Here is a 7,890-nt window from a genome sequence, read left to right on the forward strand (position 1 = left end):
GAGCTCGGCGAGCGCGCGCTGGCTGCGCTCGTAGAATGCCGCGCCCTCGGCGGTCAGTTCAAGCTTGCGCGTCGAGCGCTGCAGCAGGCGCACGCCGAGCCGCGCCTCGAGGCGCGCTACGAGCTTGGAGATCGCTGACGGCGTCATGCGCAGCTCGCGCGCCGCCGCCGAGAAGCTGTGCCGCGACACGGCGCGGACGAAGGCCTCCATCTCGCCGGCGCGGTTCACTTCGAGTCTTGGCATGGGAATTCAACTCACAAATTATTTTCCAAACAGCATTCTAGTCACAGATAAGCCGAGCCACCAGAATGCCGTCATCGACGCGATTGCGCGTCCCGGACTTTCTGGAGAATCGTATGCCTCTGGCTTTGTACGCGCTGACCGCCGGCTCGTTCGGCATCGGTTGCGCCGAGTTCGTCATCATGGGCCTGCTGCTGCAGGTCGCCGGCGACCTGCACGTGTCGATCGCCGCGGCCGGCATGCTCGTTTCGGTCTACGCGTTCGGCGTGTTCGCCGGCGCGCCCGTGCTCACGGTCGCCACGCGGCGCATGCCGCGCAAGGCGGTGCTGATCGCGCTGATGGCGATCTACACGCTCGGCAACCTGCTCTGCGCGCTCGCGCCGAACTACGAGATCCTGCTTGCGGCGCGCGTGATCACCTCGCTGACCCACGGCACCTTCTTCGGCGTCGGCGCGGTCGTCGCCACCGGCCTCGTCGCCGAGGACCGCAAGGCTTCGGCGATCTCGGTGATGTTCGCCGGCCTGACGCTTGCGACCCTGCTCGGCATGCCGGCCGGCGCCTGGCTCGGCCTGCATTTCGGCTGGCGCGCGACGTTCTGGGCGATGGTCGCGGTCGGCCTCGTCGCGATGGGGGTGATCGCGCTGCTCGTGCCGCGCAGCCGCGAGGCGCATGCGCCGGCCGCGCTCGCCGACGAACTGCGCAGCATCGCGCGGCCGCAGGTCTGGCTTGGCCTCGCGATGACGATGCTCGGTTTCGCCGGCGTGTTCACCGTGATCGCCTACGTGCAGCCGCTGCTCGTGCGCATCGGCGGATTCTCCGAAAGCGCCGTGTCGCCGATCCTGCTGCTGTTCGGCGGCGGCATGATCGTCGGCAACCTCGTCGGCGGCAAGATCGCCGATCGCTGGCCGACGCGCTCGCTGGTCGGCACTCTGCTCGCGCTCGCCGTCGTGTTGTTGGCGATGCGCTTCGCCCTGCACAGCGCGGTGGCGATGCCGATCTTCGTCGGCCTGCTCGGCGTCGCCGCGTTCGCGACGGTCTCGCCGCTGCAGCTGCGCGTGCTGCGCAAGGCCGAAGGCGCGGGCCAGAACCTCGCTTCGAGTTTCAACATCGCCTTCTTCAATCTCGGCAACGCATTCGGCGCGTGGCTCGGCGGCGTCGCGATCGAGCACGGCCCCGGTCTTGCCGCGCTGCCATGGATCGCCGCCGCCATCACCTTGTCCGGTCTCGGCATCGCGCTCGTCGCGCTGTTCCTGGATGCGCGGGCACCATTGCCGGCGCCTGCGCTCGCCTGCCACTGAATTCAATTCGAGGAGAACGAAATGGACTATCGCAGTCTGGGTGCGTCCGGCCTGAAGGTGCCGGCGCTGAGTTTTGGTACGGGCACGTTCGGCGGCAGCGGTCCGCTGTTCGGCGCCTGGGGCAACACCGATGTGGCCGAGGCGCGGCGCTTGATCGATGTTTGCCTCGACGCAGGCGTCAATATGTTCGACACGGCCGACGTGTACTCGAACGGCGCATCGGAGGAAGTGCTCGGCGAGGCACTGCGCGGCCGTCGCGACCAGGCGCTGATCTCGACCAAGACCGCTTTGCCGACGGGCGACGGACCGAACGAGGCCGGCGCTTCGCGTGAGCGCTTGATCCGCGCCGTCGACGCCGCGCTGCGCCGGCTCAAGACCGACTACATCGATCTTCTGCAACTGCACGCGTTCTCGATGCGACCACGCCGGTCGAAGAAACGCTGTCGACGCTCGACGACCTCGTGCGCGCGGGCAAGCTGCGTTACGTCGGCGTGTCCAATTTCGCCGGCTGGGAGCTGATGCGCTCGCTTGCCGTGGCGGAGAAATACGGTTATCCGCGCTATGTCGCGCATCAGGTTTACTACTCGCTGATCGGGCGCGACTACGAGTGGGAATTGATGCCGCTCGGTCGCCATCAAAACGTCGGTGCCCTGGTGTGGAGTCCGCTCGGCTGGGGCCGGCTCACCGGCAAGATCCGGCGCGGGCAGCCGCTGCCGGCGACGAGCCGGCTGCATGCGACAGCCGACTTCGGACCGCCGGTCGAAAACGAGCGCTTGTATCGCGTGGTCGACGCGCTCGATGTCGTCGCGCAAGAAACCGGCAAATCGATCGCTCAAGTGGCGATCAACTGGCTGCTGCGGCGGCCGACGGTGTCGAGCGTGATCCTCGGCGCGCGCAACGAAGAGCAATTGCGCGACAACTTGGGCGCGGTCGGCTGGTCCTTGAGCGAGGCGCAGATCGCCCGCCTGGATGCGGCGAGCCTGGTCGATGCGCCGTATCCGTACTTTCCGTACCGCCGTCAGGCGGGCTTCGCGCGTCTCAATCCGCCGTTGGTCTGATCGCGCGACGGCTTGAAAATCCGCGTCGATGCGGTAGTGTTGCCGCATCGATTGCGAGAGAGGCATGGGCGACGACACTGCCGCGCTGAACGCGTTTGCCGAACTCGACTGCCGCCTCGTCGCGGCGGTCAAGGGAATCAAGCTGCTTGGCGCGGTGAGCTGGCCGGCTGCGGTGCAGGCGCAGTTTCTTGACGGCTGGCGGCGTGGCAATCCGCTGCTGCCGAGTGTGGACTACGCGAAAAGCGACCATTCGGCCGCGCGCGAAGAACTCGAAGACATCTTCGTCAGCGCCGACGCGCAGCATCCGGTCGGCGACTACCTGCGCCGCGCGGCGCAATCGTGGATCTACGCGACCGAGCTGCTCGACGCGGCCGGCACGATGGAAATGACCGAGCATTCCGTGCGCCTGTTCGGACGCCCGGGTGATCGCCTGCCGGGCGGCGCGGTCAGCAATCTCGACGCGGCGCGACACTTCATCGAACTGGCTGACGAGCTTGGTAGCGAGCTCGTCGAGGACGACAACGCGGCGGGCATTCCTGCCGAGCAGCTGCGCGATCAACTGCAACACGAGATCAGCGCGTTCTTCACGCGCGACAAAGTCAGCGTGGAGCTCGATCCCGACCTGATCGCGAAGGCCGCCGCGGGCCCGACGCGCATCCGCCTGCGCGCGGGCGCGAATTTTTCCAGCTACGACCACCATCAACTGCTCGAGCACGAGGCGTTCGTGCACACGCTGACGGCGCTCAACGGCCGCGGCCAGCCGCACCTCAAATCGCTCGCGCTCAATTCGCCGCGCATCACCGCGACGCAGGAAGGCCTGGCCACGTTCGCCGAGCTCATGTCGGGCGCGATCGACATCGGCCGCATGAAGCGCATCTCGCTGCGCATCCTCGCGATCGACCTGGCCTTGAACGGCGCGGACTTCATCGAGGTGTTCAAGTTCTTCCTCGGTGCCGGGCAGAACGAAACGGACAGTTTCACTTCGGCGATGCGTGTGTTCCGTGGCGCGCCGACGACGGGCGGCGCGGCGTTCACCAAGGACACGGTCTACCTGCACGGCCTCTTGTCCGTGCACACGTTCTTCCGCTGGGCGCTGAAGAACGGCAAGCTCAAGCTCTGCCGCAGCCTGTTCGCCGGCAAGATGACCCTGCACGACGTGCTCGCGCTCGAGCCGTATTTCGATTCGGGCTTCATCGCCGCGCCCGTGTATATTCCGCCGTGGGTGCAGAACGCGCACGGCCTCGCCGGCACGCTCGCGTTCTCGCTGTTCGCCAATCGCATCCGCCTCGATCGCGTCGAGGCGGAGGATCTGGTGCTCGGGGTTTGATTTTCCGCTCGGTATCAACGGAGACTTTTTGATCATGCGACGCAATTTGTTGCTGGCACTGCCGCTAATCATTGTTTCGGCCGGCGTTGGCGCCGCCGAATCCTCCACCGAACTTGCGCAGAGCGTGCTGCCTGACGTCACCAAATGGCGACGCGATTTCCATGAGCATCCTGAACTGTCCAACCGCGAAACGCGCACGGCGAAGATCGTCGCTGACGAATTGAAGAAACTCGGCTACAGCGTGCAGACCGGGATCGCCCACACCGGCGTCACCGGCGTGCTCAAGGGCGGCAAGCCGGGACGCAAGCTCGCGATTCGCGCCGACATGGATGCGCTGCCGGTGACTGAGCAGGTCGATCTGCCGTTCGCCTCGAAAGTGAAGGCGCAGTATGCGGGCCGCGAGGTCGGCGTCATGCACGCCTGCGGCCACGATTCGCACACGGCGATGCTGCTCGGCCTCGCCGAGATCTTCGCCAAGATGAAAAAGGACCTGCCCGGCGAAATCATGCTGGTGTTCCAGCCGGCCGAGGAAGGCGCGCCTCCGGGCGAGGAAGGCGGCGCCTCGCTGATGGTCAAGGACGGCGTGTTCAAGGACTTCAAACCCGATGCCGTGTTCGGCATGCACGTCGTCAGCTCGCTCAACGTCGGCACCGTCGGTGTGCGCCCGGGTGGCGCGATGGCCAGCTCGGATGCGTTCCACATCACCGTGCACGGCAAGCAGACGCATGGCGCCGTGCCGTGGGCGGGTATCGATCCTATCGTCACCGCCTCGGAAATCATCACCGCCGCACAGACCATCGTCAGCCGCCAGCTCGATATCAGCAAGAATCCGGCCGTGTTGACCTTCGGCACCTTTCATGGCGGCACGCGCTTCAACATCGTGCCCGACACGGTGGAGTTGACCGGCACGATCCGCACCTTCGACGAAGGCATGCGCAAGCAGATCATGGACAGCCTGCGGCGCACGGCCGAGCATGTCGCCGCCGCGAACGGTGCGACGATCGACGCGCAGATTCCGTCGAGCGAGAGCACCAATCCGGTCAACTACAACGACCCCGCGTCGACCGCGCGCGTGCGCGAGAGCCTCGAGAAGGCTGTCGGCAAGGACAAGGTGATCGAATCGCCGCGCTGGACCGCGTCGGAGGATTTCCCGTACTTCGCGCTCGGCGGCAAGGTGCCTACCGTGTACTTTTTCGTCGGCGCGACGCCGACGGGTCAGGATGCCGCCGCGGCGCCGAGCAATCACTCGCCGAAATTCTTTCTCGATGAGGGCGCGTTGCCGGTCGGCGTGTCGGCAATGCTGCAGGCGAGCCTGGATTTTCTTTCGGGCACGTAAAGCGATCAGCCGCGCGGTGGCAAGGTTCCGCTGTCGAGCAGCTGGCGCGCGGCGAGATCGAAACCGCGCCACGCGGCGGCGGCGAGCGCGCCGCCCGTGCTGACGCGACGCACGCCGAGCGCGGCGAGATCGGCAACGCGCATCTGCGGGTTCATGAGCAGCACGTTGACCGGCTTCGGCGCGACCGCGCGCATGATGGCCGCGATCGCGGCGGGATCGATGACACCGGGCGCGTAAAGCACGTCGGCGCCGGCTTCGGCGTAGGCGACGAGGCGCGCGATCGTCGCGTCGAGATCGGACTGGCCGAGCAGATAAGCTTCGCAGCGCGCGACGAGCATCGCATCCGCACTGGTCGCATCGATCGCCGCGCGCGAGGCACGGATGCGTTCGACGGCGAGTGACAAGGGATGCAGGCCGTGGCCGTCGCGATCCTCGATTGACAGGCCGGCGACGCCGGTGGCGAGCGCGAGCTTGACGTTGGCCGCGACCTTGTCCGGCGCCGCGGCGAAGCCATCCTCGAAATCGGCATTGACCGGCAGGTCGGTCGCCGCGCAGAGCGCGCGCAGATGGTCGAGCACGACGTCGCGCGGCAGTTCATTGTCCTCGCGGCCGAGCGACCAGGCGATGCCGGCGCTGGTCGAGGCCAGCGCCTTGAAGCCGAGCTTTTCGAGTCGACGCGCGCCACCGGCATCCCATGGATTCGGCAGGACGAAGCAGCCTGAGGCATGCAGGGCGCGAAAGGCGGCGCGTTTTTCGGCAACAGGGATCGGCATGGTGAACTCCGCGGTATCGTGCGCGCAGTATGCGTGCCGGTCGCGCGCGCGCTCAGGGCCAATCCGCGCCGTGCTGTTGGCGCCACCGCATCGCCGATCTCAGCCTGGCGCGAAGCGCACGGTGAACGCGGCGCCGCCGAGGTTTTCCGAGCGCGAGACGGTGAGGTTGCCGTGGTAGGCGCGCAGCAGGTCCTGCACAATCGCAAGGCCGATGCCGTGGCCCTGCACGCGCTCGTCGCCGCGCACACCGCGCTGGAGCAGATGCTCGACCTTGTCCTCGGGGATGCCCGGACCGTCGTCCTCGACCATGAAGACGAGGCCGTTGCGCCGCGCGCCGAGCGCACCCGGAATCACGCGTGCGGTCAGCAGCACGCGATGACTGGTCCACTTGAACGCGTTCTCGAGCAGGTTGCCGAGCAGTTCGAGCAGGTCGCCTTCCTCGCCGTAGAACTGCGCTCGCGGGTCGATGTCGAATTCGCAGAGGATGTTTTTTGCCGAATACACCTTTTCCAGGCCGCTGACGATCTCTTCGGCGTGCGGCTCGATCAGGATCGGCGCGGCGAAGGTCGAATGCCCGCTCGTCGCCGCGCGCGACAGCTGGTAGGCGACGATGGAATCCATGCGCCCGACCTGCTCGAGCACGGTCCAGCGGAATTCCTTGCCTTCGGCGCCGGTTTCGAGCTGGCTGCGGATCACCGCGAGCGGCGTCTTCAGGCTGTGGGCGAGGTCGGACAGCGTGTTGCGGTAGCGCTTGAGGCTGTTGCGCTCGCTGTCGATGAAGTCGTTGATGCTGCCGGACAGGCGACGCAGTTCCAGCGGGTAATCGGTGGAAAGCCGCTCCTGATCGCCGCGCTCGACGCGGCCGAGTTCGACCGCGATGCGCCGCGCCGGTTGCAGGATCCAGCGCAGCAGGCCGAGCAGTAGCAGGAGCAGGCCGATGACGAGGCCACCGAAGGTGAACACGAGGCTGCGCCGGAACACGTTGCGCTGCGCCTCGAAGTTGGCCGCGCTCTCGGCGATATGGATCGTCAGCAGGACCGGACCGCGCTCCTTCTCCCACGAAAATCCGTAGCTGTAGACGTATACTTTTCCGCCGGCTCCGGCGACCGGTATTTCGGTGAACTGTTCCGCGCCGGGTTTTAACGGCTGGTCGAACTGCGGAATGTCGGTGATGTCGTAGGCCGATTGCGAGCGCCAACTCGAGAAGCGCGCGCCGTCGACTTCGACCGGGCCGACGATGCTCGCGTAAAGGCCGCTGCCCGGACTGTCGAGGTTCGTATCTGGCGGCACCTCTGGCGGCGTCCAACGCCCGGATCGGCTGACCTCGGAAGTGGCGAGATAGCCGTAGGCATAGCTCTGCAGGCGATCATGCAGGGATTTGAGCAGGGTCCGGTAGATCGCCTGATCGAGCGCAACGCCGGCCAAGCCGAGAAATGCCACCAGCACGACGCCGGCGGCGAGCAGCGAGCGCGCTTGCAGGGAGAGCGGTCGGCGCGCCATGCGATATTTCGTACGTTTTTACTTTGCCGCAGCTTCGTCTGTTGCAACCTCATGCTGGCCTTCGCTGCGCGGGATCGCGAAGCGATAGCCGCGCCCGCGCACGGTCTCGATCGGCTTGAGCGAGTTGTCCGGATCGAGCTTGCGGCGCAGGCGGCCGATGAAGACCTCGAGCACGTTGGAGTCGCGGTCGAAATCCTGCTGGTAGATGTGCTCGGTCAGATCGGCCTTGGAGACGAGCTCGCCGGCGTGCAGCATCAGGTATTCGAGCACCTTGTACTCGTAGCTGGTCAGGTCGGCCGGCGCGCCGGCGACGTGCACGGTCTGCGCGGTCGTGTCGAGCACGATCGGGCCGCATTCG

General features: G+C 66.5%; 7 protein-coding genes and 1 pseudogene. 4 read left to right on the top strand and 4 right to left on the bottom strand.

All coding sequences use genetic code 11. The annotated features are described in order from the left end of the window. Window positions 1-243 (bottom strand): LysR family transcriptional regulator (locus tag VF497_RS01345; RefSeq protein WP_330885503.1); only part of this gene is annotated, 243 nt, incomplete at its 3' end. Between the two features lie 113 nt (window positions 244-356). On the opposite strand from VF497_RS01345, the gene VF497_RS01350 reads away from it, so the two are divergent. The 4 genes and pseudogenes from VF497_RS01350 to VF497_RS01365 all read left to right on the top strand — a co-directional run bounded on the left by VF497_RS01350 (window position 357) and on the right by VF497_RS01365 (window position 5,259). Beyond that, window positions 357-1,538, top strand: a complete 1,182-nt coding sequence (locus VF497_RS01350) for an MFS transporter (protein ID WP_330885504.1) — start codon at window positions 357-359, stop codon at window positions 1,536-1,538. A 21-nt stretch (window positions 1,539-1,559) separates the two neighbouring features. Continuing rightward, a pseudogene (locus VF497_RS01355) lies at window positions 1,560-2,596 on the top strand (aldo/keto reductase). A 64-nt stretch (window positions 2,597-2,660) separates the two neighbouring features. Beyond that, complete coding sequence (locus VF497_RS01360) at window positions 2,661-3,923, top strand: flavohemoglobin expression-modulating QEGLA motif protein (RefSeq protein ID WP_330885505.1); 1,263 nt, start codon at window positions 2,661-2,663, stop codon at window positions 3,921-3,923. 34 nt (window positions 3,924-3,957) lie between these two features. Beyond that, window positions 3,958-5,259 carry an amidohydrolase gene (locus VF497_RS01365; RefSeq protein WP_330885506.1) on the top strand — a complete coding sequence of 434 codons (1,302 nt, stop codon included), beginning with the start codon at window positions 3,958-3,960 and terminating at the stop codon, window positions 5,257-5,259. 5 nt (window positions 5,260-5,264) lie between these two features. Here the strand turns inward: VF497_RS01365 and VF497_RS01370 are convergent, their stop codons facing one another. The 3 genes from VF497_RS01370 to VF497_RS01380 all read right to left on the bottom strand — a co-directional run. Next, on the bottom strand, window positions 5,265-6,032 hold the full coding sequence (locus tag VF497_RS01370) for an isocitrate lyase/phosphoenolpyruvate mutase family protein (protein WP_330885508.1): 768 nt from the start codon (window positions 6,030-6,032) through the stop codon (window positions 5,265-5,267). A 99-nt stretch (window positions 6,033-6,131) separates the two neighbouring features. Further along, on the bottom strand, window positions 6,132-7,532 hold the full coding sequence (locus tag VF497_RS01375) for an ATP-binding protein (RefSeq protein ID WP_330885510.1): 1,401 nt from the start codon (window positions 7,530-7,532) through the stop codon (window positions 6,132-6,134). 18 nt (window positions 7,533-7,550) lie between these two features. Further along, the coding region (locus VF497_RS01380) for a winged helix-turn-helix domain-containing protein (protein WP_330885512.1) at window positions 7,551-7,890 on the bottom strand (340 nt) is incomplete at its 5' end.

Source organism: Rudaea sp. (genome assembly GCF_036383415.1).
In the GTDB taxonomy this organism is placed as follows: domain Bacteria; phylum Pseudomonadota; class Gammaproteobacteria; order Xanthomonadales; family Rhodanobacteraceae; genus Rudaea.

What these genes read in the sequence shown, in the direction of transcription:
- VF497_RS01350 (WP_330885504.1), top strand. Translation starts at nt 357, where the DNA reads ATGCCTCTGGCTTTGTACGCGCTGACCGCCGGCTCGTTCGGCATCGGT.
- VF497_RS01360 (WP_330885505.1), top strand. Translation starts at nt 2,661, where the DNA reads ATGGGCGACGACACTGCCGCGCTGAACGCGTTTGCCGAACTCGACTGC.
- VF497_RS01365 (WP_330885506.1), top strand. Translation starts at nt 3,958, where the DNA reads ATGCGACGCAATTTGTTGCTGGCACTGCCGCTAATCATTGTTTCGGCC.
- VF497_RS01370 (WP_330885508.1), bottom strand. Translation starts at nt 6,032, where the DNA reads ATGCCGATCCCTGTTGCCGAAAAACGCGCCGCCTTTCGCGCCCTGCAT.
- VF497_RS01375 (WP_330885510.1), bottom strand. Translation starts at nt 7,532, where the DNA reads ATGGCGCGCCGACCGCTCTCCCTGCAAGCGCGCTCGCTGCTCGCCGCC.